A 25,591-nucleotide genomic window follows, 5' to 3' on the forward strand; every position below is an offset into this window, starting at 1 on the left:
ATTGAGCGGACATTAAATGCCAGACCGAGAAAGTGTTTAGGATATAAACAGCCTGCTGTAGTATTCAATGAATTACGTAAAGCAGCTTAATTTAGCGAGTGGTGCACTTCGGAGTTGAATTCGCGTACTTTTTAACTTAAAAAGTTAAAGAATAAATAAAGGCCGGAAAAATTCGGCCTTTATTTATTCCATCTAAAATATATTAGGCTGAATTATTCGCATTAATATTACCCCAAATGCCAGACTCAGTAACTCCTTGCACTTTGACCTTATCGACTTCGAATACAGGTTCTTTCCCTTTTGCTCTTTGCAGATGATAATCAGTCGTAACCGCCAAGACCGTGGGTGTAAGACGCACGATGGCAATAACATTTACCACCGTCATTAAACCCAATGCGATGTCGGCAAGATCCCATACCTGTTTTAGCGTTGCCGAAGCGCCCCACAACATCATAGATAAGTAGCATGCGGTGTAAATTGAACGGCCAACTTTATTATCCAGGTGGAATAAGTGTAAGTTGCTTTCAGCATAGGCGTAATTAGCCACTACAGAGGTGAAAGCAAATAAAGTAATCGCCGCCGCGACAAAGTACACGCCCCCAGTTGCTAAATGCGCGGTCATCGCAGATTGCGTTAGCCGTATGCCTTCCATCTCTCTGCCAATATCTATATCTGCCAATAAAATGATCACGGCCGTACAACTACACAACACTATGGTATCAAAGAATACGCCTAGCATTTGGATATAACCTTGGGTCACGGGGTGATTAGGAATTGGCGACGCACTGGCCGATGCGTGCGGCACACTACCCGCTCCGGCCTCGTTAGAATAGAGCCCGCGCTGAATACCATTTTTGATAGCTGCGCCAAGTGCGCCAGCGCCCGCTTCTTGCAAGCCAAAAGCTGAAAGCAAAATATCTTTGATCATGGCAGGGACTTGCGAGTAATTCATCACGGTAATAGTAATGGCCGCAAGGACAAAGACTAATCCCATTACTGGCACTACCTTTTCAGCAAATCGTGCAATCGCTTTGAAGCCACCAAGAATAATAGAGCCTGCAAGGATTGTGATCACAATACCTGAATATAAGGTTGGAACATCAAACGCATTATTGAGCGCATCGGTGATGGTATTAGTTTGCATCGCGCTAAAGGTAAATCCATATCCCAAAAACAAGCAAAAGGCGAAACATACTGCAAACGCCCGACTTCCCAATCCCATGTGAATATAATAAGCAGGGCCACCTCTAAATTCACCTTGGCTATCTCGCACTTTATAGACCTGCCCAAGCACACTTTCGGCAAAGCCTGTTGCCATCCCCAAAATGGCTATCATCCACATCCAAAATATCGCACCACTGCCACCAAGAGAAATTGCAACCGCAACACCTGCTAGGTTACCGGTTCCAACTCGAGCTGATAACCCCGTGCATAACGCTTGAAATGAACTGATTGTATTGTCATCACCCTGACTGCTACCTCGTAACAGACTAAACATGTGGCGAAACTTTACAACTTGTATCCCTCGCAAAAGAATAGTGAACCAAAACCCTGCAAATAGCAGGATATAAATAAGTATCTGACCTTCTCCCCATAAGAGCCCATTGATACTCTTAACTGCACTTTCAAACATAGGCGGTTCCTGTTTTATTATTATTTGCCGTTTATCTAGGGCCTGTTGACCTTCTTGAAGGATAAACAGGCCCTAGTATTATTTAACGGTTATTTAAATGGACTCCAGCAATCATACAACGCACCGAGCCACCTGCGGCTTCAATTGTCGGTATATCGATAGCAACTAGCTTAGCTGACTTTTCAATGACAGCAATTTGCTCAGGCAACAACGCCTGATAAGCCGTTGTGGAAAGCGCGAGTATGCGTCCCATACTGCCTTGTAGCTCAATCGCATTGCCGCAAAAATGTTGGATCTGCAGATAAGATAGCGCAATCAGGGTGTGGCCGCTTTGCGTAAAACGATTAATAAGCTGTGCCCGCTGATATTCTGGCACCATATCTAGGCATATCATGGCGAAATCGGTGGCGACACACATTAAGACATTGGTGTGATAAACAGGCACTTCATTCTTATCATAGGCATTAAATATCTCTGCCTGTAGTCCCAACTGCTCGCAAACTTGATTAACTAACACGGCGTTAGTGCGCTTGGATTCTACTGCATAGGCCACTTTTGCTTTATGATCGATAACCATAGAGCCGGTGCCTTCAAGGAATATTTCTTCAGCAGTTAGGTGACTATAATCATTGATGTTTGTCACCTGATAGTGAGCACTCAGAAAATCGATAATATCGCGACGGATCTCCAATCGTCGATTCAAGGCGTACATAGGATAAATCGTTAACTGACCATCGCTATGCGTCGAAAACCAGTTATTTGGAAAGACCGAGTCTGGCGTGTCTGTGGAGGTATCTTCAAATAAGTGCACTTTCACGCCAGCCAACTCTAATGCTTGCACGGCGTTACTGACCTCAACATAGGCTCTGTTGTTAGGATTGTTTTCACTGCAAGCTTGCTGAAACGCGTTATCTTGCATGGTTTGCGGATTCGAAGTGAAATGGTGTGGGCGGATCATCACCACAGCTCTTGGTGCTTGGAATATCGTTGTCATACTGCACTCATCATTTGGGCGTTGTCATACTCAATATCAGTGTAACCACACCACAAGACAATTTAAATGCCAAAATCTTATACAATTCGTGCAATTTTCTATCACTTTGCTAAGTTGAATTATACAAATAGACTAATACAACAAAAAACCACAAAGCCGTACTATGACTCCTTATCTATATGATGCGCTTGATAAAGCCTTGATTGCTGAATTGCGCAAAGATGGCCGAGCAGCCATTTCAACCTTAGCCACGACGCTCGATGTGTCTCGTGGCACCGTACAAAACCGTTTAGATAGACTCATTTCCAGTGGTGCAATTCAAGGCTTTACTGTACGGGTTCATGAACATATCGAGTCCGAGCTTGTGCGCGCTATTATGATGATAGAAGTGAGTGGTAAATCCACCACGCAAGTGATTAATGCACTGCGAGGGATCCCCGAACTCAGTAAAATTCATACCACGAACGGGGCATGGGATTTAATCGCTGAAGTGCAAGCCGCTAACCTCAGTGAATTCGATGGTGTACTGAGGCAAGTTCGAGAGATTGATGGCATTTTAAATAGTGAAACTAGTATTTTGCTATCGAGTACGTAAAGCTCGATGGCGTTTAGATTAGGGTAAGTGAATCAATTGTCCTAAATAAACTAAAGCTCAACAGGCCCTAATTTACCGCTAAATAATATTGTCCCCTTCTTCTGGGCTTCGAGCACGTTCGGCTTGTTCTCTGATCTCATCTACATCGCTACTCACATCGTCAATATCCGCATCTACCGCACTTATTATGGCTTTACTCTTTTGTTTCACGGAGACTCCATTGCTACTACTCAAATTATTAGTCGCTTCTTTGGTTGCTCCTTGCGTTTCATTATTTGCAGCTATGATTATCCGCTCTCTGGCATCGTCAGGCATGCTAATTCCGTGTGCAGTAAAGCAATTAACGGTTTCTCGCATGAGCTGAGACGCCACTTTGATCGGGCTATGTTGTTCGCTATTGACCCAAAAATAAATGGTAAGATTGATAGTCGCAGAGCCTAAGGCTTCAAGTAGAACCTGAGGTGGCGGGTCGTTTAAAACCGCGCTTTGTTCTTTAAGTAAGTCAATTGCAATTTGCTGCGTCAGGCGAATATCGTTGTCATAACCAATACCAATCTTAAAGTGTCCACGCGTTTTGGGATTGGCAGTAAAGTTTTTAATTACATTCTTGTAGACGGTAGCATTGGGTATTTGAATGTGATTGCCATCATAATCAACTAAGGTCGTTGCGCGGGCGGTGACCTTTTTAACGATCCCCAAACGGTTATCCACTTCAATAACGTCATCAATTCTAAACGGGCGTTGGACACTAAGTAACATACTCGAAATAAAGTTCTCGGCGATATCACGAAACGCAAACCCAAGAATAAGACCGACAAGCCCAGTGCCACTCATTACTGCGACGGCAAACTCACTCAATCCGGCCAAGCGCAAAAAGATATAAATACCAAAAAATATGACTAACACACTGATAAAACGGCGAGTGACGAGATGCAATAATCGACTTTTACTGACATAACCTATGGGTTTAATCAAAAGATAAGAGATTGGCCGCGCTAAATAATAACAAAGCACAATAACCATAATCCCCAACGCCAGAGCAGGTAATAATTGCCATGCGGTTTGTAAAAAGTGCACAACCTGTGCGCTTAAACTTAGCGTATCTGATGTGCTCACGGCTTCAGTCGCTTCGCGAGAAGCTGCCGTCTGAATCATATTAGTCATTTGATTTTTAATAATATTATTGATTTCCATATTGCACTCTTTGGGTTTTTATTGACAAGGTCACGAGTTGACTAGTAGCAAATATAACGCCAAACGAGATTGGCAAACCTTTTGCTGTATATCACTTTAGAACAACAGGCCCAGAATTGATTTAGGAAAGACCAATGGCAGCTCATAAACATGGCTTTAATGCAGACAGGCCAAGTGATATTCCAGCACTCGGTTGGTGGGATGTCAGTAAACGGCTATATCACAGCTTATCCCAAGATAATTTATCCCTGGTTGCCGCTGGAGTGGCATTTTATGCTCTGCTGGCAATATTTCCCGCATTAGCAGCCGTCGTTTCTATCTATGCCTATTTTTCTTCTCCTGCAGAAATGGTTGATCAGCTACTGCCGCTAATTGAGCTCTTACCACCATCCAGCCAAGAAATTATGTTGCAACAACTCAAGGCGCTCACTCAAAAATCGCAGGCAAGCCTAAGTCTAGGTGCTATTTTTACCCTCTTTTTAACAATCTGGAGTAGCAGTAAAGGCTGCCAAGCATTGATTACAGCCTGCAACATTACGTATCATGAGCACAATAAAAGGCAGTTTTTGCAAGCGCTAGTGGTGCGCTTTTTGTTTTCTGTGGGGGCGATTTTCGTCGCGATTGTGGCGTTGTCTATTATCGGGATTTTACCGATTGTGCTTAACCTCGTAGGATTTACCACAGCACTCGATTCGATTATCCAGATAATCACTTGGTCTATTTTAGCAGCGCTATTTCACTTTTCTTTGGCGTTTGTTTATCGTTATGCACCACATCGCAGAGCCGCAAAATGGCGTTGGATAACACTCGGCTCGTTTACCGCAACCGGTTTATGGATCTTAGCGTCATTGGGATTTTCATATTACGTCGCGCAGTTCGCTTCTTACAATGAAACTTATGGCTCATTAGGTGGCGTTGTCATTATGATGATGTGGTTATACTTAAGCGCATACATCATTATTTTTGGTGCCGCACTAAATGCCAGTACTGAACTACAAACTTTAAAAGATAGTACCGTAGGTCCTGAGAAAGTGAGAGGACAACGAGGCGCATTTGTGGCTGATAATTTAACGACAAGACAGCGTCAAGAAAAGCAATAACGATACGTGGAATGGATTATAGGCATAAAAAAGGAAGCAAATTCGCTCCCTTTTAAACGATTATCTGTTAGATGCAGTACCTAGCAAACAAGCTTGCAACGGTTGCAGCGGTTGGTTTGCCATGCTGCCAGTCGCCACCTTCAACGCCGCTACCTGCAATATCCATGTGTACATACGGAATTGGCAATTCTGCATTACAACCATGCTTGTCTAGGCCACCAACGATTGCCAAAAATGCCATTGGGAATTGGTGACCACGAGCGGTAACCGCCGATGGTGCGTTGTTGCTCGATAGCACATCATCCGCAAGGGTGCGTGGTTTTACAAAGTCATAGTCTTCGCGTCGGCTACGCGATACTTCCGCGCAGTCAGCCCATAAGTCGCCCATATCTGCAATCTTGCGAGATACTTGTGCTGCTCGTGCAGGACCATTCTCAACATAGGCACTGTAAGGGCCCATGGCGCGCGCTGCATGACCTGTCAGTGTTGCAACCGTAAAGATTTCAGGGTTTTTCTCACCCAGTGCTAAGTCTTTCGCTTCACTGAGTAAATCCCCCATCGCCAAGCGACCTTCCGCATCGGTGTTACCAATACGAACGCGAACGCCTTCTCTGCTCTCAATGATTTCATCCGGCACGAAACAGTCAGAACCAATCGAGTTACGAACCACAGCAAGATATGCAATAACCTTAATACCTTTTGGCTGGTACTTAGCAACCGCTTCCATAAAACCAACCACTGACGCCGCACCGCCTTTATCACGGCTCATGCCCGCCATAAAACCGCCCACTTTCAAGTCTGCACCGCCAGTATCGTACACAAGACCTTTGCCAACAAAGATAAGAGTACGTTCGACGTCACCTTCAGTCTCGTATGCCATTTTTACAACACGAGGATGGTGGCGCTCAACGGCATAAGAGGCACGCGCTACCGTGCTTAGGAGTGGATATTGATCATCCATAACCTTGCGATCAGCGATAACCTCAACGTTTACTGCTGAACCTTGGAATAGCTCAACACAGTAGTCAGCAAAACGAGGTGGTGCCATGCGCTCAGGTTCTGTACCACACAGATCGCGCGCAGCATATTGGCCTGCAGCGATTGCGCTCAGTTGATCGCAGCATTGTGCTGACTCGTCAAAAACATAAATCGCTTCGATTGGTTCAATCACTTCGCCACGGTACTCACGCGCTTCTAATGGCTGCCATAAGCCTTGGCAAGCACCTAAAAAGCTGACTGCACGCGCATTTTCGTAACGAGCATCGGCAGGCACATTTACAACAGCAAGCACAGGTTTTACCGCACCAGCCGCTTTCGCTTCTAAAATACCAGCTTTTGCCGCTTCAAAGTAACGGCGAACGTCATCGTAATCTCTATCGAGTGGTCCGGTTGGCGCAATCACCAAACGCTTGCCAGGTACTTTGTCTGAAACAAGCAGACTTGCCTTTTGCGCAATGCGCGCATCCACAGCTATAAATGGTGCAGCAACCTCGTCAAGCTCTGCACTGCCAAGGTTTTGAATATCATGAGTAACAACAACGATTGCATCTGCATCGCTTTCAAATAGGGTGTTACAAGGTAATGCGATTGGAAAAGACATAAAAACGGCCCTTTTCTATATTAGAATTAGGGCCGACTATAGGTGATTTGTGGTCAAGTTCCAAGGGAACTACGACATATCACGGGCTTCATCTGGTTTCGCTTTGGTTTTGCTGATCACAGACCAAGCTTCTAACATCACCAAAATACTGACCACCAGCACGATAACGTCAAGCACAACCAACAGCCAATTGCCTTTTTGATAGTATTCACCTAGCTTGATCACTCCGGCAAAAAACGCCATCACCAGCACAAATACCATAGGGATCAAGGTGTACTTTGCAGGACGCCCGAGTTTGATAAGATACACTGAGATAACTAACAAGGTTAAGCTTGCCAAGATTTGGTTGGTTGAACCAAACAGCGGCCAAATCACCATACCACCACTACCCGATGCGCCACCAGCGCCAAAGGCGAGTAGCAAGCAACATGCAACGGCCAATAAAGTCGCGATGATACCGTTGTTCAGGAACTTGATGGTATAGATCTCGCCCCACTCTTGAATAATATAACGCTGAAGTCTAACGCCAGAATCCATGGTAGTGCCTGCAAAAAGTACAACCATAACGGCAAGTAGGGTTGATGCGATCTCGACTGGTAGTCCCCAACCTGTACTGATAAGATTTGAACCACCGTTAATAAAGGCTGATACACTGCCTGCACCAAGATGACTATAAATTTCGTGCCACTCTTCAGGTGATACAGCAAGCATCACGCCACTCACGGCGACCAAAGTGATAAGTGCAAGTGAACCTTCACCAACTGCACCTAAGTAGCCGACAAAACGGCCGTCTTTTTCTTTGTCTAGTTGTTTTGAACTCGTTCCCGACGAAACAATACCGTGGAAACCAGATACCGCACCACAAGCGATAGTCACGAATAGCAGGGGTATGATACTTGGGGTATTTTCTACCGTTTGGGTGTTAAACGCAGGCGCGGTGATATCTGGCATCACCACAAATACTGCACCATAAAGCAGGATCAATCCCACTAACAGCTGCATGCCATTAATAAAGTCACGAGGTTGTAATAGCATCCAAACCGGTAACAATGACGCCACGGCGGCATAGATAAACAAAATAATGATCCAATTGGCTTTGTCGCTTAGACCAAACATTTCGGTTGGTAAGGTAATCGGCATACTACTGCCCATATAAATGGTCGCGTAGAGCACAATAACCCCGATAATACAGAGCGGTACTAGCGGCACTTTTCGTTTCAGCAATTGGCCGATGATAAGCGCCACGACGATAGCAGACCAAGCGGGGAATACCGCATTTGGGTTACCCACGAAGGAGTTTGCGATTACCACACCGAACACGGCATTTACCATGAGCAGTACAAGGAAGACCACTATCATAAACAATGAACGCGTGCGCTTGCCAATCACGCTTTCAGACAACGCGCCCATCGACTTGCCTTTATGGCGAGCACTTGCCCACAGCGCGCCCATATCGTGGACACCCGCAAAGAATATGGTACCGAATACAACCCAAAGCACAGCTGGCACCCAACCCCAATAAACAGCGATAGCTGGACCTACAATTGGTGCTGCGCCTGCGACTGAAGTAAAGTGATGTCCCCACAATACCACTTTGTTAGTGGGAACATAGTCCACGCCGTCCTCAAGCTCATGAGCCGGCGTGACAAAGTTGTCATCCATTTTAAATATTTTTTCAGCAATAAATTTGGAATAGACAAACCATCCAAATAACATCCCTATGATGCCGAAGAGTACGATCATTATGGATTGCATAATGCTTACCTCTTGTTGTTGTTTTAATTACACGCAGTTGGCGTGATTAGTTTGTTGCACGACAACTTCGAAGCTAGCACAAATTAAACTAATTGCAGTTATCTTTTAGTCTAGGTAGGTCAGAATTAGCCATCAAAAAGTCCCAATTGAGCTTGCGTGTTAGACTTTTCATTTAGTCCTAAGTGCAAGCCCACGAGGCGCACAGGTTTAAACTTTTGCCGTGACATCGCCTCAATCAATAATTCCTCGAAAACGGGCAAATCAATATGCTGGTATTGGCATTCTTTGGTGGTTTGGGTGAAATCGTAAAACTTCACTTTAACGCCAAGCTTATTAAAGCCGCGCTGTAAATAAGGCTGTGCTCGGCGAGTCAGTTCAGGTAACAACTTTTCTTTTATGACTTGTTTTAAAGTATCAAGGTCAAGCGTGTCTTCTGCAAATGTGGTTTCAACGCCTATCGATTTGCGCACTCTATCGGTCTCAACTCGGCGCTCATCAATACCTTGACAACGCCGCCATAATACAGCGCCAAACTTGCCAAATGACTGGCGTAACTGAGTTTCAGACAGTGCCTTAATGTCTCGGCCATACTCAAGTCCCATGGCTAGCAAACGTTGTTGAGTCACTTTACCTACACCTGGAATTTTTTTAAGGGGTAACGCATCAATAAAAGCGCTCACTTGGTGAGGCGGGATAACACACTGACCATTGGGCTTGTTTTCATCGCTAGCAATTTTGGCTAAAAACTTGATTGGCGCAATTCCTGCCGAAGCCGTAAGGCCCGTTTCTGCAAATATATCCGCTCGGATCTGCTCGGCGATAAGCGTTGCACTGCCATTACATTGCTGACACTCAGTGACATCTAGATAGGCTTCATCCAAAGACAGTGGCTCAATTAGCTCAGTATAGCGGGCAAAAATAGTTCTAATTTGTTGCGATATTGCCTTATATACCTCCATTCTCCCCGGTACAATCACCAGCTGAGGGCAAAGTTTTTTCGCTTGATAATTCGACATAGCCGAGCGCACCCCATATTGCCGAGCAATATAGTTAGCCGTGGATAGCACCCCGCGATGGCTACGACCACCAATCGCCATCGGCACCTTTGCAAGCTCGGGGTTATCGCGCATTTCTACTGATGCATAGAACGCGTCCATATCAATATGAATAAATTTACGCACGTTAAAACACTGTCTAAATAAACAGTGTTTATTATGTGCTAATTTTCCAACTGTTGCAATCTTGAACATAGGCCTTAGTGTTCTGGGCTATACTTGTGTGGATGTCTGTTGCAAGTTGCACTGCAAAACAGAGATAATGCTAACAATATCAATACAGTTCAAAGTACTAAATCCGTCACTTTGGCTATATTTAATCATTCAGCAATCAATCAATCAGGAGCCTGCATGAAGTACTCACGACTTGGTAGTAGCCCATTAGAAGTTTCGCGCATTTGTTTAGGAAGCATGACTTGGGGCGTACAAAACAACCAGCATGATGCCGACGAGCAAATCAATTATGCACTAAGCCGTGGTATTAACTTCATTGATACCGCTGAAATGTACGCGGTCCCTCCCTCACCTGAAACCTATGGTAAAACCGAAGCCATCATTGGCAATTGGCTAAAGCGCCACCAAGAAAAGCGCGAAAAGCTCGTGCTTGCAACCAAGATTGCGGGAAGCGGTTTGCCTTGGATCCGTGAAGGCGGCTCTATTACGGGACAATCAGTGATCCAAGCAGTGGATGATTCTTTAGCGCGCCTGAATACCGACTATATCGACCTCTACCAACTACATTGGCCAAACCGTACTTCACCGCACTTTGGTAAACAATGGCCAGGCATGGTGCCTTTGAGCGCGCTTGACCGCGACGAAGAACGCGCTGGCATGCTAGATATTTTAGAAGGCTTAGCGAGCTGTATTAAAGCAGGTAAAATTCGCCATTGGGGTCTTTCTGATGATACGCCTTGGGGCATTCACACTTACCTTAATTTGGCGATGCAGCACGACCTACCTAAGCCGGTTTCGATTCAAAATGAGTTTAGCTTGCTACATGCCAAAGATTGGCCTTACTTGATTGAGAGTTGCGTAAACGAAGATATTGCCTATTTACCTTGGTCGCCATTGGCTGGTGGGATGCTGAGCGGTAAGTATTTAGGGGGCGCAAGACCTGAAGGCAGCCGCTTTACCTTAGTGCAAAGACAAGGCCTATTTAGGGACACACAACTAGCACAAGAAGCCGTTGCAAAATATTTAGAGATCGCCAAAGAATTTAATATGACAGCAGCGCAACTGGCGCTAGCTTGGTGCAATCAAGTCGATGGCGTGACTTCAACTATTATCGGCGCGACAACCATGGCACAGCTTAAAGAAAATATTCAAGCGTTTGAACAACCGCTATGTGCAGAATCTTTAGCCGAGATTGATACGGTATTTAAAGCGTACCCTGCTCCGTTTTAATATCTTCATTCGCGATACGCCGCTTTTACGCGGGCGTATCGCCCCATAAATCCACCTTTGTTACCTAGATCGAAGTTAAAACCCCATGCAAAGCTTAAATAACACCCCTGTCATTCCGCTTCAAGGCAGCTGCTTTACCAGAAAAACCACTCGCGCCATTGTCCTTAGAGGCAACGACATCCTTATGCTTTACACCAAACGTTATGACGATTACACCTTGCCAGGTGGCGGCGTCGACGAGGGTGAAAGCTTAGAAGCAGCATTGGAACGCGAGCTAAAAGAAGAAACGGGTGCAGTATCCATCACAGAGTTGACGCCGTTTGGCCGCTATGAAGAGTACCGCCCTTGGTATAAACCCGGTCATGACAATGTACATATTATTTCTTATTGCTACGTTTGTGAGATTTGTGGCGAATTTGATGCGCCAGCTATGGAGGATTATGAACGCGCCAATGGTATGAAGCCGGTGTGGATCAATATAAACCAAGCCATCGCGCATAACGAAGCAAAACTCAATGATGCGAATAACAAAGGGATGTCCGTTTTACGTGAACTCACTTTGCTAAAACACATTTCCGCGCAATTAGTCACAGATTAATTTGCCTATTGAGGGAACAATTAAGTCTTTATTAAGCTCTAACTCCGCATGACTCAAGGATTTAATAAGAATAATGCGGCTGCTCCAACACAACCTGATTAGTTTCACCATTATCGCCTCTATTGTGCTGCATCTACTGCTCGGCTGGTATCTGCAACAAAGTATTTATATCCCCTCAAAGCCTGAAGAAATTAAGGCAATGAAAACCTATTTGGTTATTGAGCCTGACAAGCCCAAGATGGAGCGTATTGCGACACCGAAGATAACTGAAGATAAGCCAGTAGAGGAGTTAAAACCGACGCTGCCGGACGATACGGTTGAAGTACCAAAAACTGCACAAGCAGAACCAAAAAAGCCTACGGTTGAAAGTACAACTAAGCACATAACCAAAGCAGCGGTCGTCACGCAACCTAAAAAATTAGACCATCGCAAAGCAATCTCTCAATTTCGTCAGCAACTTTTAGAGCGCGCTCCGAGTGACGCTGTACTCAGCCAAAGCCAAGAAAAGCCACAGCGGCTCACCGTCCCTAAAACGCATCAAACCACTGCTGCGAGCATACAAAGAGAGCAACTCGAGTCTACGCCCCAATACACAGTCTACCGTGAAAATGGCCTGTGTTACGCTGAAGTTAGGCCCGATCCGAGTATCCCTACACCGGAAGGATTAAATAAGAATTGGCGTACTGCGCCTCGCCCTTGCGATGGCGGTGCCATCAAAAAAGCCTATGATGCCGCAATGAGTAAATGGCTAAACAAACGCTAATCTTGCTATCATAAAGCAAATCTATTGCGAAGAATCCATTATGGAAAAAGTCACCATTTTAGTTGACGCCCAAAATGTTTATTACACCACCAAGCAAGCCTACCAAACAGGCTTTGACTATAATGCGTTTTGGCGCAAAGCAACGGCTAATCGCGAGGTATATCAAGCTATTGCCTATTCCAGCGAACGGGGTGACGACAAACAAAGACAGTTCCAAAATATCTTGCGAGCGATTGGCTTTGAAGTGAAGTTAAAGCCTTATATTCAACGTGCCGATGGCTCCGCGAAATGTGATTGGGATGTTGGCATTACCATTGATGCCATGGAATGCGCGTCAGGATCCGATGTGATAATTCTAGTTACTGGCGATGGTGATTTTGATTTACTCGCGAATAAGCTCAGAGATAAATACCATACCCGAGTCGAAGTTTACGGCGTGCCGCAGCTTACCGCCGCTTCACTGATCCGTGCAGCCAGTGAGTTTATACCAATTGAAAACGAATTGTTGATTGGCAAGAAATAAACAAGCAAAGCACCTTGATAAAAACGGCTTTGCTTGTTGACGAATTCGTCACTTTCGATTGCTTGGTCGCGCAATACACGCGTTTTAATCCGATAAGTAATATTCCACGCTCGTCACGACACGCACGATTTTTATCTGCGGCGTATTACTGTCTCTGTCGCGAATACTAAATTGTCCTTGCCTTGCCGATTTTATTTTGCCAAGCACAGAGTCGGAATCTTTAGCAAATTTGACCGCCACTTCTCGTGCTTTTTGTGTGGCTTCTTGCACCATTTCAGGCTTAATATCGTTAAGACCAGTAAACAAATATTCAACCCGATTTTGATAGTCGTCTTTAGTGATAGCAATACCTTGCTTGGCCAGCTCACTTAACTGCCCTAGTGCTTGCGAGACTTTATCTGGATTATTGGAGTACACAGTCACACCGGCTTTTGCCACATAGCGAAATCCTTGATTGTTTTGACCGTACTCTTGGGCGTATTTATCCGTAATGGAAGGCGCTGATATCGAAAGCTCTGAAGCATCAAAGCCATGCAAGGTTAAGAACGCGCGGATCGCCGCATTTTTCTTTTCCGTGCGCTCCACCAAGGCTTCCAGATCGTTATCTGCATCACGATAAAATACGGGCCAAATCACCGTGTCTGCTGTTACTTCCTTTTCCGATAACCCTTTTACACTTACCGTTCGCTCCATTCCTTTTACTTCTAGAATGGTCGACTTTACCATCCAGCCGCTCACTACCACCGCTAGTGATAGCAAAGCTGCAGGAGCCAAATATTTACTCATAGTAGACATATCTCTGTCCTCAACGTTACGCCTCAGTCATGGTTTTCAAACAATTATTATGGAGATAGATCAAAGTCTACCTTAATTGCACTCGAAAACCGCGAGCAAAATGGTAGAGTGGTGCTTATGAGCTGCGGCTGAACTAGGAAACAGTATGAGCGTAAAGCGTATTAGCCAATTTTTTAACCCCCAATCCATCGCGGTGATTGGCGCCTCTAACAATCCTGATCGCGCCGGCTTTATCGTAATGCGTAACTTGCTACAAGGCGGTTTTAAAGGGCCCATTATGCCCGTCAGCCCAAAGCATACCGCCGTGCATGGAGTGCTCGCCTACAGCGCCATCAAACAGCTCCCCAAAGTCCCTGATCTCGCTGTTATTTGTACCAACAAACAAACCCTAGTGCAAATCATCAATGAGCTTGGTGATATTGGCTGTCAACATGCAATCATCATCGCGGCAGGTCTTGATAATCAGCACAAACAACAATTAAAAGAAGCTGCCAAAATAGCGAAGGTCACTTTACTTGGTCCTAATTGTCTCGGTTTACTCATTCCTCACTTGGGTATTAATGCCAGTTTTTCTCATACGGTTGCAGCACCCGGTAAGCTTGCTTTTATTTCACAATCGGCGGCGGTATGTTCAACCATACTGGACTGGGCACAACATAAAAAAATCGGCTTTTCTTACTTTGTTTCCGTTGGGGATTGCCTTGATATCGATTTCGACGAACTACTTGATTTCCTTGGACGGGATCCAAAAACCCAAGCTATTTTGCTTTACATCGATAATATCGACGATGTTAGGCGCTTTATTTCCGCAGCTCGAGCCGCTGCGTTTAGTAAGCCCGTCATCGCCATAAAAACCGGTAAAACCAAGGCTGGCGCAATCGCTGCGCTGAATCACACCGGCGGCAATACCTCCGATGACGCAGTTTATGATGCCATGTTCCAACGTGCAGGTATGCTGAGGGTAAACGATCTTAGGGAGCTATTTGCTGCCACCCAAACGCTTGCTTTACACCCCAAATTGCTGCAAGTAGAACAGCTGACCATTTTAACCAATGGCGGCGGCCCTGGCATTATGGCGGTCGATACCTTACTGCAGAACTCAGGCAAACTGGCGGTGCTAAGCGAGCAGACTAAGCAAGCGCTCAGCGCCCTGATCCCACAAACGGATCATGCTTGTAACCCGATAGATATTTTTGGTGATTCCTCGCCAAAACGTTACCAACAAGCACTAGAGATTTTATTAAAGGCTGACGAAGTCAAAAACTTATTGATAATTCATACTCCTTCAGCGCTTGCGCCAAGTACCGCTTATGCCGAGATCATTGCACAGACCCTAGCCAAAATTCCAAAAATGGCACGCCCTTATGTGATGACAAACTTTATGGGTGAAGAAGCGGCCTACGCTGCAAGGCTTGTATGTGCAAATGCTAAGATCCCAACTTATCGTACACCCGAAGGCGCAGTTGGCGCCTTTATGCACTTGGTGAGCTACCGCCGAAATCAAAAACACCTCACGCAAACACCTGAGTCCTACAGTGATGAAGGCCAGCTGCAACACCTGCAAAGCAAACGTTTAATCAATGACTTTTTAAATTCAGGTGCCAATAAACTCGCGACCCATTTGGCTTCTCAAGTGCTGGCTAATTACGATATAGAATGTATAGAGACACAAATCGCACTCACCCCCTCAGAAGCGAAAGAGCAAGCTCAGCAGCTTGGTTTCCCCGTTGCACTCAAACTGATAAGCCATGATATTCCTTCTAAATCGGAAGTGGGTGGGGTTGTACTCAACCTCAACGATGCCGAAGAAGTAGAACAAACCGCATTTTCGATGTTACTACGGATCCGTGAGGCTGCCCCCGAAGCTGAAATAGAAGGCTTCTCTTTGCAACGCATGGCAAAACGCGCTGGTGGACAAGAATTACGGATAGCAGTAAAAACCGAACCCGGTGTTGGCCCTGTTATTTTGCTGGGTGAAGCAGGCACCGGGCTTAATTTTTCGCAAGCTGCGGTGGCATTACCACCACTGAATATGAACCTTGCAAAGTACCTGATTGCAGCCGCCCATGATAAAGGCTTTATCAAAGAGCGAGCACTACCTGAAAAGGTCGATAAATACCGTCTGTGTGCCCTACTCACTCGAGTGTCTCAAATGGTAGTCGACCAACCCGATATCATTGATATGGAGCTCAATCCTATTTTGGCCTGCTCGGGTCAGTTCCAAGTGCTCGACGCCAGTATTACGCTCAGACGATACGAACCGATATCTGGCCGTAAACGCTTGGCCATCCGACCTTACCCTCGAGAACTGGTAAAAACCGTGACGTTAAAAGATGGCCGCCCTGCAACCTTGAGACCTATTCGTCCTGAGGATGAAAGAGCGCACCAAGAATTTGATCAGTCTTTAAGTAAAGAAGATAGATACCGCCGCTTCTTTGGTGAACTGCCGCAATTTAATCATGAACAGCTCGCCAAAATGACGCAAATTGACTACGACCGAGAAATGGCGTTTATCGTCACTGTGCCTAATAAATCTAGCTACCAAACGCTTGGAGTATCACGCGTGCTGATGGACCCTGATAACCAAGTAGCTGAATTTGCCGTAGTGGTACGCTCAGATCGCCAAGGACTTGGGCTTGGACACATACTCATGGAAGCTGCTATAAAACACTGTCGTAAACAGGGCGTACAAAGCATTGAAGGGATTACCCTGCCAGAAAACAGCGGGATGATAGGCCTTGCCAAAAAGCTTGGATTTACCGTATCTCGAGATTTTGAGGAAGGCACCATTCAGATGGTGTTACACTTAAACTAAACACAAAAAAGATAAGGGATGCTGGCAACTTGATGCAACTTCACATCAGAGAAAAAACGGCTGCGGTGCTCGAGGCTACAGGGCAATATCGCCGACTCGGGCGCGCAGTTGATATCTTCCTCATCACCCTGATTTTAACCAATGTCGTTGCTATCGTGTTGGAATCTGAGCGCGACTTAGCAAGTGTGTACCATCACTACTTTCTAACCCTAGAGTTAGTCAGTGTGACCATCTTCGCCATCGAATACTTACTGAGGTTTTGGTGCTGTGTCGATAAACTTGATTACCGCCATTTGGATATACCTAATTGGAAAAAGCGCCTAAAATATCTGATCTCACCGCTGGCGGTGATTGATCTCATCGCTATTTTACCAACCATATTAATGGCCTTTATCACCTTTGATCTGCGCTTTTTACGTGTTATTCGATTACTCAGGATCTTTAAGCTGACGCGCTACTCTCGAGCCATGCAGTTGCTGCTCGCAGCATTTAAAGAAGAGTCGAGTTCATTGCTTGCTGCCTTTTTCATTATGAGTGTGGTGCTTATCATGGCCTCTTGCGGAATTTATCTTATTGAACACGATGTGCAACCGGATAAGTTTGGCTCCATTCCCAAAGCCATGTGGTGGGCGATGGCCACTCTAACCACTGTGGGTTACGGCGATGTTGTACCAATCACCCCACTTGGACAATTTTTTGGTGGCCTTATCACTTTACTCAGTATGGGCATGGTCGCGATCCCCACCGGCCTCTTGGCTTCAAGCTTTGCGGACCAAATGCGCAAACGTCGAGATGCATTCAATGAGGCTGTGCTGCATGCGTTAGTCGATGGCGATGTCGACAAAAGTGAAAGGGCCCATTTAGAAGCCCTTCGTATTGAACTTGGCTTAAGTCAATTAGAAGCAAACCAAGCGATTAAACTGATGAGTAGTCAACGCGTCCATCATATGTACTGTCGCCACTGCGGTAAAAAGCTGTAGCCAGAGAGGCTACAGCGATGTTTCAGAGAGTAATTGCGCTACCTGCTCACCACTAATCGCCAAGCTGAAGCGATAGCCTTGATAATAATCAACTTGCTCAGCTTTAATTCGCTGATACTGTAGGTCGTTTTCCACCCCTTCAGCGACACATTTTAATCCCAGTCCATGCGCTAAATTTACACATGAGCGAATGATCAAATAGCTTTCAGGATCCTCAGCAATTTGTTGTACAAAGCTTTTATCTATCTTGATGACATCAATAGGCAATTGTTGCAGATAGGTCAAAGAGGCGTACCCCGTCCCAAAGTCATCCATATAGATACGACAGCCCAGTGCTTTAATTTCTTTCATCACTTTCACGGCGCTATCAACGTTAGAAAGCAAGGCAGTTTCCGTTATCTCAAAAGCCACTGAGTGACCTGACACTTTACTGCGACTTAGAGCTTGTTGAATATTATCGACCAAGCTCGAGGATTCAAAATCAATGGCAGATAGATTAATAGATATATACAAATCGCGCTCAATGGTTTGCCAGTGTCTCAATTCAACCAATGCCCGAGATAACGTTTGCAGGGTAAGCTCGGTAACTACGCCAGCATGTTCAGCTGCGAGCGCATACTCTTGAGCGCAAAACTCACTATTTTCAGGCCAACGTAATAGCGCTTCAAAGCCAAGCAAGGTATCGCTTTGTACATCGACAATTGGCTGATAATGATTACTAAATTCACCATTTTTTAATGCTCGCATAAGCGCTTGTTCAACTTCACGAGAACGCCTAACCTTGCCATTCATCTCTTCGCGGAAAAACTGATAACTAGAAATTTGTTGTACATTGACATGTTCAAGGGCCGCCTTAGCCGCTTGATTGAGCTCAAAAGCGTCGGACGCATCATCCGGGTACATTGCAATTCCTATCGTAGGTTGCATCTGCACAGTATGTCCAGCAGCCTCCAAAGGTGTGCTAAATGAGTGAACTAAACACTCTACATATTGATGCACCTTTTCAGGGTTATCGAGATGCTCCATCAACACATAAAACGACTTATCATGCCCGGTTGCTAAACTGTCTAATTCTCGGAAGCAACAGCGTAGCTTTGTTGCAAGCAGTGGAAGCAGCTCAGCCACAAAGTCTGCACCATAAATATCGTATAGATTTTGTAAGCGATTGAATTTGATTACCAACAACGCAAAATGTGTCTCTTGAGCCTGCGACTGCTTGATTGCATGCTGCACTCTATCCATCAATAACGCTTTATTCGGCAACTTCGTCTGTAAATCGTAGTTAGCGAGCTGATATAGCTCTTTTTCAGTACGCTTTTGTTGGCTAATATCGGTTAGTACCACGACATAACTGTATAGTTCGCCATCACCATTTGCCACGGCACTAATTTTAATCAATACGTCTCTTTCATCACCATTAGGCAGACTTACGACTTCCTCTGAACTCAAGTGTTGATGTACTGCCAACGCCAAGGTTTGGCGTAGATACATCATCCGCTTTTGTCTCGACATCCCAAGTTTCACCGCAGTGCTTGATGACGGGATAGAGTCAAGATTAAAGGCATTTTGCATCGCCCGATTACAAGCCTGAATACGTAGTCTTTTGTCTAAGATCATAACCCAGTCACGGGTCTGCTCAAACGCAGCCCCAAATAATGCGGCACGCTCTTCAAATAAACGTTCACGCGTTAAGTTGGTATAGGTGCCAGCCACTTGTGTTGGATTGCCTTCATCCCATTCGAGTACCTTGCCAAAATCCTTGTACCAGCGCCACTGACCTTTGCTGTCTTTTAATCGATAAGTACAGTCGATAAACCCTTTGTTCGTTGTGACGAACTCAAGCCACTGTAAGCGGAACATGGCTCTATCCGAGGGGTGTATCTTTTGCAGATAATCATCTAAACCAACACTCTCAAGTTCGTAGTCGAGTTCAGTAACTAATCTAGGCTGATAGATTAAGGTACTACCCGCATGCCACTCCCATACACCGGAGTTACTTCCTTCTAGCGCCATTTTCAACCTAGCTTCGCGGTCTTGTGTTTCCTTATGAGCGGCAAGAATAAGTTGCTCAACACGATACTTTCGATAGCTCCAAAGAGACAGTAGTAAGAGCGTGAGAAACACATATCCAGCAATCGCAACGGGTGAACGCCATGCGGGATAGTTCACATTAATGGTTAATTTTGCAGGCGGTGTATAATCTCCCGTTAATGGGTCTTTAGCCCACACTTTTAATGCATATTCACCGGGATTAAGTTTAGGAAATACCACACGATTTTGATTGCGGCTCAAGATCTTCTGACCACCGGATATTTGATACTCATAAATGATCCGATCCTGATAGCTAAATGCCATCGCAGAGAATGACACTTCGAGTCCAATATCGTCATGTTCAAGTTCAATGTGATCAAATTGCTTTAATCCGGCTTTTTGATTTGGGCGAGAAATTAAATCCACGCTGGTGATATTTACATGATCAAGTAAAGGCTTTTTAGGCCGATTGTCATCAGGAGAAAACACCACAAACCCTTTTAACATACCATACGCAATGCGACCGTCTTCCAACATCACGGACGCGCCACCGTTAAATTCATTAGAAAGTATGCCATCCTCGGTGGTGAATTGTTGTAAGTGCAAATTATCCGGATCTAGACGCCAAATTCCCTTGTGAGATGACATCCAAATCATTCCTTCTTTGTCTTGGCGCATTTCATACATCAAAGTATCTATTTTATGGGCTTTTAAATCGATGTTATAAATCGGCTCATAACCGTCTAGCGTCAGACCAATCAAACCAAATGATGATAACGACAACCACAAGATATTATTTTTATCTATGGTATAGGTGGTGATATCAACCGCTAAATGCTTATTTGCCTTTGGCGCTTTATAGATCTCAGTTAGCGTTTCCAACTGCGGATCATATTGCAGCAATACGCCAGCATAGTAGTAAAGGGGTTTAAGCGGTTCGTTTGGAAGTGGTGGGTAGAAGCCATAAGTAAGAAACGGATCGACATTTTCAAATGACTTCGTCAGGTGTGTCAGCTCTGCTGTATTAATATCATAAACGAACATCCCCACGTCACTATTGACGAAATAAAACTTACCATCAGCTAACAGCTCCCCTCCTTTCACAAAGGATGTCAGTATCTCTTTATCTTCTGGGTTATTAGCCTTGGGTCTTGTCACTTCATGAGTAATAGGATCAAAGACAAACAATCCTTTCACAGTTGTTAGCCAAAGCTTATTGTTATACTCCGCAATCTTCCAGATAATAAACTCTGAGAGAATTTCGTCACCCAAGTAACCCTTTAGAAACTGTTTGGTCTCTCTGGTTTTTGCATTATATCGTGTTAGGCCATCATTCGTTGCTAGCCACAAGAACTGATTAGATTCATGCATTGCCCAGACATTACTGTGAGAAAAACCCTCACCTTCAACGGTAAGATCGCTAACGTTATCAAACGCCAGTGTGCTGTCTGGTAAGTAAAATGCGCCATCTTCTTTGGTTGCAACCCAAAGCCCGCCATAGTTGTCTTTGACAATATCGATAACACTGGTATTTGATGGTAAAAATACGCTTGTAGACAAGCGTTTATCACGAACCGCATTACCATCTTCAATCGTGTAATAAACAAGACCTTTATCGGTACCAAGTAGCAAGGTGTGTTCATCATGTCTGAGCATTTTCCATATATTTAGCTCAGGAAGTAGCGTTTTAAACGGTACCTCTGCGTCAAAATCTTTTAGGAGTTGAGAAATATCTAGCTCGTACATCCCCTGAACCGCTCCCACGAGCAAGGTATCTTGGTCTAAAATAAATAGTGATTTAGTATTTGTTTGATAGGGATGTGCAATGGGAGCAAGGTGGTCAAGGGGTCTTAGTTTTTTCGTTGTTAAATGATATGCAAACAAGCGCTCTGAAGTGGCGATAAACAAAATGTCTTGATGTTGATAAACGGCGCGTATAAAACCGCTTTCTTCATCTAGCGGTAAAGTCACTTCACTCTCAAGTTTGCCTGTATGGATATTGAGGATAGCGACATCATTGGTGCGCACAACCCACATATGATCATCATCTTTGGTCAAAACAATATTAACCAAATTGGAATAAAACTCGTCCTCTGTGGAGGGTGGCTCTATGTACTTTCTATACTCGTCTTTCATGGGGTCGTATCGCAATAATCCTGCGATCCCCGTGGTGATCCAAATGCCACCAAGGTTGTCCTGGTAAATATAATTCACTTGCACTTTATCAAGCACACCATCTGGTCCATTCACGTCCAGCACTTGATAACCGTCGTAACGGTTAAGTCCTCCTTCGGTAGAAAGCCACAAATAGCCCTGCTCATCTATGAGCAACGTATTTACGTAACTTTGTGATAATCCTTCCGCGGGAGAAAGTCGAGAAATTTGTGCAGCATTTACCAATGCAGTAAATAGGCAAATGCAAAATATAAAACACAGGCGAAACATAAAAAGCCGAGGTTGTTAACTAGACGTAATACATTGCCACGAGTTGACGATTTTGTCCAAGATAACTAGATAAGCGAGAAGCAAGTTCAGGTGGTAGCTCTCGTGAATTGCTTTGAAACCCAAGTGCGCTGTAAAAGTCATGAAGATGACAGTAAGCAAAAGTATAAATTATCTGCTGTGGCTGCTGACTACGAAACTGTGCAATCACAGCTTCAATTAGTTTCTTCGCAATGCCTTGTTTTCTATGTTGTGATGCAACATAAACGCCCACCAGCAACCAATATCCGTCTACCGGTTGCAAACGACAAGCCGCGATAATTTCATTGCTATTTTTTGCAACCCACACTTTGTCGTGTTTTGCTGCTCGCCCCCGCGCTTTGTTTGCTGCATAAAACTTATTCACAAGCGGCGTCATTACGGCTGGGAGCAATTCAATTGTCAGCATCAAGCAAGCATTAGACTCAGGTAATACTCAAACTTTTGCTTTAGCGTGTCCTGTTCAGACAACGGCCTTTGATTGATGGTGTCATAAATCGCTTCTCTACTTTTTTTGCCTCGTTTTATTTGGTAGGCCCAAAACGACGCCTCATACTCAAGTTGAATTTGGTATTTTTCTTGTCTAGGTAGTAAACACAGGTTATAGCTCATTACGCATCATTCAATTTTAAGCAAAGGAAAGCTCAAGTGTATCACAAGGCTGTCTGTCTATTGCAGCAAAATCTAGTTTTGATTAAAGCGCGATAGCGTGCCCTTTATTGTAAAAATTATGTATACTTAAATGCATAAAAATCGCTGAGTGACCCACCGAAGGAGTCGGATTGAAAACCGTATTACTGTGTTTACTAATGATTATTTCAACTGTTGCACACGCCGCGAATGAACTACCAAAAGTTATGCGCTTCAATAAACCACCGCAAGCTCCACAAGCGCTCTATGTGATAGAGCTGATGGAAATGGTTTATCAATCTCTCGGAATAGAGTTACGCCTTGAGGAGTTTAATCATAAAGGCTCTTTAATTGCAGCCAACGCAGGAAACTTAGACGGACAGCTAGCTCGAGTTGCCAGTGTGGAGAATGAGTATCCAAACCTGCGCCGTATTGACTATCCCTTATTTCAGTTTAATTTACAGTTATTCACCCTATGTGCTCACTGCGAGCTTAACGAAATCAAATCATTAACGGTCCGCAGCGGCTATCCCGTCGCAACTACTTATTTGGCTGAACACCATACCACAGCCTATGTTATTGGCGTTAAAAGCGCGGTGGCACAGCTTAACTTAGTCATGCAGAAACAGGTTGAAGGCGCATTGATACTCGACTTTCACTTAAAGCCACATCTAAAGAACATAAATGAAGAAACATTGCAGATAAAAAATTTAGCCGTCGTTGAAAGTTTCCACTTTGTACATAAGCGTAACGAACAACTAGTCCCACTTATCAAAGCAAAGTTAGAGGAGTTTGAGCGACAAGGAATAATAAAAATGCTTAAAGCTAAATATCAAATTTGAAGTTTTCCCCTTTTTGATCGTCCATATGCTCTGATTTTGACTTTCGTTGCAGGTACCTTTTATAACGTTGCTGACACAACGAGATAACTTTACGCTTTTGCTCGTTATTCAAATTATTCCACTCAAAGCGCTCCTCGCGACTGCGATAGCAACCTTTACAATAACCGCGATTATTTACCTGACAGATCCCCTTACACGGACTTGGGATCTCGAATATCTCAATTTGTTCCATGTATGCGCTACACCATTAACCCTAACCTAAGCATACTGGCTAGGGCAAACTCTGCCAAGGTGTAATTCTGATAAGCTTGCTTGCATTCAACAACACTCGAATAACGTTCATGATCAAAATCAATCAACGTTTGAAGGCAATTTTTGCAGCTTAATTAAGAATAAAGTTTGCGTGGGAATAGGCGAAATTGAAGCGGGAATTCACTTGTCTTGACAAAGAGCGATAACCGCGCTTTTTATATCTCAAATTAAAAAGGCTAGTCACTCGCTAGCCTAGCCTTTTTAAAATGAAGTGTAGGCAAACTAATTTAGTTTACCGTTACTTTCGCAAACTTACGCTTACCTACTTGGTAGATTTCGCAAGAACCTTTAGTAACTTCTAATTTGGTATCCGTTACTTTGTCTTCGCCGTTAAGTTTTACTGCGCCTTGCTTGATCATGCGCATCGCCTCTGAAGTACTTGTCACTAAACCCGCTTCTTTTAGCAAGTTAGTGATAAACGTGCTTTCACCCTCAATAGTTACGGTGACTTCAGGGATCTCATCAGGTAAGGCATTTTTTTGGAAACGCTTGATAAAGTCTTGATGTGCCGCTTCAGCGTCAGCTTCACTGTGGAATCGAGCAATCATTTCTTTTGCAAATTCAATCTTAATGTCACGAGGGTTACGGCCACCCACAACTTCTTCTTTAAGTGCAGCGATATCATCCAATGTTTTCGCACTTAGCAACTCGTAGTAACGCCACATTAAATCGTCAGAAATCGACATCACTTTACCGAACATGTCGTTTGGCGCATCAGTAATACCGATGTAGTTACCTAATGACTTAGACATTTTCTGCACACCGTCGGTGCCTTCAAGTAGCGGCATCATCAGTACTGTTTGCGGTTTTTGCCCTTCGTCTTTTTGTAGCTCACGACCCATTAATAGGTTGAAGCGCTGATCGGTACCACCCAGCTCAACATCTGCCTCTAGTGCAACCGAGTCCCAACCTTGAACCAGTGGATATAAAAATTCGTGGATTGCGATTGCTTGACCATTTGCATAACGCTTTTTAAAGTCGTCGCGCTCAAGCATACGTGCCACAGTTTGACGTGCAGCAAGCTTGATCATACCAGCTGTGCCAAGCTTTTCCATCCACTCAGAGTTGAATGCAACTGTGGTTTTGGCAGGATCAAGGATTTTGAAAACCTGTTCTTTGTATGTTTCTGCATTTGCCAGTACATCTTCACGAGTGAGTGGCTTACGAGTTACATTTTTGCCCGTTGGGTCGCCAATCATACCGGTGAAATCACCAATCAAGAAAATCACCTCATGGCCTAAGTCTTGAAAGGTTTTCATTTTATTGATTAGCACTGTGTGTCCTAAATGCAAATCAGGCGCTGTTGGATCGAAACCCGCTTTAATACGTAGTTTTTTACCTGACTTCAGCTTTTCTTTTAATTCATCCTGCAACAGAATTTCTTCTGCACCACGGCTAATCTCTGCAAATGCAGTTTCTAAATCCACTATTCTCACTCCAACAGCTATAACTTGTAATCGCTCGATTCTAGCCTATATTTATCCGAGTTTA

At 44.5% G+C, this 25,591-nt stretch carries 21 protein-coding genes; 9 read left to right on the top strand and 12 right to left on the bottom strand.

What is annotated here, in order from left to right; genetic code table 11:
• Window positions 1-202: 202 nt before the first annotated feature.
• On the bottom strand, window positions 203-1,633 hold the full coding sequence (locus tag MHN30_RS19865; RefSeq protein WP_130163484.1) for an alanine/glycine:cation symporter family protein: 1,431 nt from the start codon (window positions 1,631-1,633) through the stop codon (window positions 203-205).
• An 82-nt stretch (window positions 1,634-1,715) separates the two neighbouring features.
• The gene (locus MHN30_RS19870) at window positions 1,716-2,627 is read right to left on the bottom strand and encodes an arginine deiminase-related protein (RefSeq protein WP_130163483.1); all 912 of its coding nucleotides are present in this window, start codon (window positions 2,625-2,627) and stop codon (window positions 1,716-1,718) included.
• A 163-nt stretch (window positions 2,628-2,790) separates the two neighbouring features.
• Between MHN30_RS19870 and MHN30_RS19875 the strand changes: the two genes are divergently transcribed.
• Window positions 2,791-3,222 carry an Lrp/AsnC family transcriptional regulator gene (locus tag MHN30_RS19875; RefSeq protein ID WP_130163482.1) on the top strand — a complete coding sequence of 144 codons (432 nt, stop codon included), beginning with the start codon at window positions 2,791-2,793 and terminating at the stop codon, window positions 3,220-3,222.
• 78 nt (window positions 3,223-3,300) lie between these two features.
• Here the strand turns inward: MHN30_RS19875 and MHN30_RS19880 are convergent, their stop codons facing one another.
• Window positions 3,301-4,416 (bottom strand): mechanosensitive ion channel family protein, encoded by a 1,116-nt coding sequence (locus tag MHN30_RS19880; protein ID WP_130163481.1) that lies wholly within the window; start codon window positions 4,414-4,416, stop codon window positions 3,301-3,303.
• 134 nt (window positions 4,417-4,550) lie between these two features.
• On the opposite strand from MHN30_RS19880, the gene MHN30_RS19885 reads away from it, so the two are divergent.
• The gene (locus MHN30_RS19885; protein ID WP_130163480.1) at window positions 4,551-5,516 is read left to right on the top strand and encodes a YihY/virulence factor BrkB family protein; all 966 of its coding nucleotides are present in this window, start codon (window positions 4,551-4,553) and stop codon (window positions 5,514-5,516) included.
• A gap of 67 nt (window positions 5,517-5,583) precedes the next feature.
• Here the strand turns inward: MHN30_RS19885 and MHN30_RS19890 are convergent, their stop codons facing one another.
• From MHN30_RS19890 to dinB, 3 genes are all read right to left on the bottom strand, one after another.
• The gene (locus tag MHN30_RS19890) at window positions 5,584-7,116 is read right to left on the bottom strand and encodes a leucyl aminopeptidase family protein (protein WP_239360872.1); all 1,533 of its coding nucleotides are present in this window, start codon (window positions 7,114-7,116) and stop codon (window positions 5,584-5,586) included.
• 69 nt (window positions 7,117-7,185) lie between these two features.
• Complete coding sequence (locus MHN30_RS19895) at window positions 7,186-8,871, bottom strand: carbon starvation protein A (protein WP_239360874.1); 1,686 nt, start codon at window positions 8,869-8,871, stop codon at window positions 7,186-7,188.
• A gap of 125 nt (window positions 8,872-8,996) precedes the next feature.
• Complete coding sequence (gene dinB / locus MHN30_RS19900; protein ID WP_069022594.1) at window positions 8,997-10,121, bottom strand: DNA polymerase IV; 1,125 nt, start codon at window positions 10,119-10,121, stop codon at window positions 8,997-8,999.
• Between the two features lie 156 nt (window positions 10,122-10,277).
• On the opposite strand from dinB, the gene MHN30_RS19905 reads away from it, so the two are divergent.
• From MHN30_RS19905 to MHN30_RS19920, 4 genes are all read left to right on the top strand, one after another.
• Window positions 10,278-11,330 carry an aldo/keto reductase gene (locus MHN30_RS19905; RefSeq protein WP_239360876.1) on the top strand — a complete coding sequence of 351 codons (1,053 nt, stop codon included), beginning with the start codon at window positions 10,278-10,280 and terminating at the stop codon, window positions 11,328-11,330.
• A gap of 85 nt (window positions 11,331-11,415) precedes the next feature.
• Entirely contained in the window at window positions 11,416-11,928 is a 513-nt protein-coding gene (locus MHN30_RS19910) for an NUDIX domain-containing protein (RefSeq protein ID WP_239360878.1), read from the top strand.
• A 73-nt stretch (window positions 11,929-12,001) separates the two neighbouring features.
• The gene (locus tag MHN30_RS19915; RefSeq protein WP_239360881.1) at window positions 12,002-12,691 is read left to right on the top strand and encodes a hypothetical protein; all 690 of its coding nucleotides are present in this window, start codon (window positions 12,002-12,004) and stop codon (window positions 12,689-12,691) included.
• A gap of 40 nt (window positions 12,692-12,731) precedes the next feature.
• Entirely contained in the window at window positions 12,732-13,214 is a 483-nt protein-coding gene (locus MHN30_RS19920; protein WP_010374680.1) for an NYN domain-containing protein, read from the top strand.
• A gap of 84 nt (window positions 13,215-13,298) precedes the next feature.
• Here the strand turns inward: MHN30_RS19920 and MHN30_RS19925 are convergent, their stop codons facing one another.
• On the bottom strand, window positions 13,299-14,009 hold the full coding sequence (locus MHN30_RS19925; RefSeq protein WP_010374677.1) for an SIMPL domain-containing protein: 711 nt from the start codon (window positions 14,007-14,009) through the stop codon (window positions 13,299-13,301).
• Window positions 14,010-14,154: 145 nt separating this feature from the next.
• Between MHN30_RS19925 and MHN30_RS19930 the strand changes: the two genes are divergently transcribed.
• On the top strand, window positions 14,155-16,824 hold the full coding sequence (locus tag MHN30_RS19930; protein ID WP_130163474.1) for a bifunctional acetate--CoA ligase family protein/GNAT family N-acetyltransferase: 2,670 nt from the start codon (window positions 14,155-14,157) through the stop codon (window positions 16,822-16,824).
• 32 nt (window positions 16,825-16,856) lie between these two features.
• The gene (locus MHN30_RS19935; protein ID WP_039493932.1) at window positions 16,857-17,804 is read left to right on the top strand and encodes an ion transporter; all 948 of its coding nucleotides are present in this window, start codon (window positions 16,857-16,859) and stop codon (window positions 17,802-17,804) included.
• Window positions 17,805-17,813: 9 nt separating this feature from the next.
• On the opposite strand, the gene MHN30_RS19940 is transcribed toward MHN30_RS19935, so the two are convergent.
• The 3 genes from MHN30_RS19940 to MHN30_RS19950 are packed head-to-tail and all read right to left on the bottom strand — an operon-like array spanning window position 17,814 to window position 22,928.
• Entirely contained in the window at window positions 17,814-22,280 is a 4,467-nt protein-coding gene (locus tag MHN30_RS19940) for an EAL domain-containing protein (protein WP_239360884.1), read from the bottom strand.
• A 19-nt stretch (window positions 22,281-22,299) separates the two neighbouring features.
• Window positions 22,300-22,725, bottom strand: a complete 426-nt coding sequence (locus MHN30_RS19945; RefSeq protein WP_010374669.1) for a GNAT family N-acetyltransferase — start codon at window positions 22,723-22,725, stop codon at window positions 22,300-22,302.
• On the bottom strand, window positions 22,725-22,928 hold the full coding sequence (locus MHN30_RS19950) for a DUF3283 family protein (protein WP_010374667.1): 204 nt from the start codon (window positions 22,926-22,928) through the stop codon (window positions 22,725-22,727). Before MHN30_RS19950 ends, MHN30_RS19945 begins: the two co-directional genes overlap by 1 nt.
• 170 nt (window positions 22,929-23,098) lie before the next feature.
• Between MHN30_RS19950 and MHN30_RS19955 the strand changes: the two genes are divergently transcribed.
• Window positions 23,099-23,788 carry a hypothetical protein gene (locus MHN30_RS19955; RefSeq protein WP_239360885.1) on the top strand — a complete coding sequence of 230 codons (690 nt, stop codon included), beginning with the start codon at window positions 23,099-23,101 and terminating at the stop codon, window positions 23,786-23,788.
• Here MHN30_RS19955 and MHN30_RS19960 read toward each other — a convergent pair.
• Together MHN30_RS19960 and tyrS are read right to left on the bottom strand one after the other, a co-directional pair.
• Window positions 23,772-24,020 (bottom strand): DUF1289 domain-containing protein, encoded by a 249-nt coding sequence (locus MHN30_RS19960; RefSeq protein WP_099030485.1) that lies wholly within the window; start codon window positions 24,018-24,020, stop codon window positions 23,772-23,774. The genes MHN30_RS19955 and MHN30_RS19960 overlap by 17 nt on opposite strands.
• A 307-nt stretch (window positions 24,021-24,327) precedes the next feature.
• On the bottom strand, window positions 24,328-25,527 hold the full coding sequence (gene tyrS / locus MHN30_RS19965; RefSeq protein ID WP_130163472.1) for a tyrosine--tRNA ligase: 1,200 nt from the start codon (window positions 25,525-25,527) through the stop codon (window positions 24,328-24,330).
• Window positions 25,528-25,591 lie beyond the last annotated feature (64 nt).

This window comes from Pseudoalteromonas sp. OF7H-1 (genome assembly GCF_022347825.1).
Taxonomy (GTDB): Bacteria; Pseudomonadota; Gammaproteobacteria; order Enterobacterales; family Alteromonadaceae; genus Pseudoalteromonas; species Pseudoalteromonas maricaloris.